The organism is Peribacillus sp. SIMBA_075, from assembly GCF_046534585.1.
The window spans coordinates 1-254 of sequence record NZ_JAWRYN010001077.1 but is presented as its reverse complement, the minus strand read 5'-3'; the positions used below and the strand labels follow the sequence as shown (position 1 = coordinate 254).

Annotated in this window: 1 protein-coding gene; it reads right to left on the bottom strand. The window is 39.4% G+C overall.

Translation table 11 applies throughout. The features are described 5' to 3' along the window. Positions 1 to 14 precede the first annotated feature (14 nt). On the bottom strand, positions 15 to 161 hold the full coding sequence (locus tag SB775_RS31605; protein WP_048559655.1) for a YjcZ family sporulation protein: 147 nt from the start codon (positions 159 to 161) through the stop codon (positions 15 to 17). Positions 162 to 254: the final 93 nt, after the last annotated feature.

The window sequence follows — 254 nt, the reverse complement described above, 5'->3', positions numbered from 1 at the left end:
AGTTTTTAAATTTACTAGCAGCCTACAAAGCCGCCCCAACAGCTAGCTCCGATGATGATTAGAAGGATAAATAAAACGATTAATAAAGCGAAACCTCCATAACCACAACTGCCGCCACCGCCACCGTATCCGTAACCACAGCAACTATATCCGTAACCCATGTGGAATTCCTCCTTAAATTAAAAATAAAAATGAACGAGGGGAAAATGTACTGGAAGAAATAATGAACTATCGTGTTTGTAGGAACAATGTAT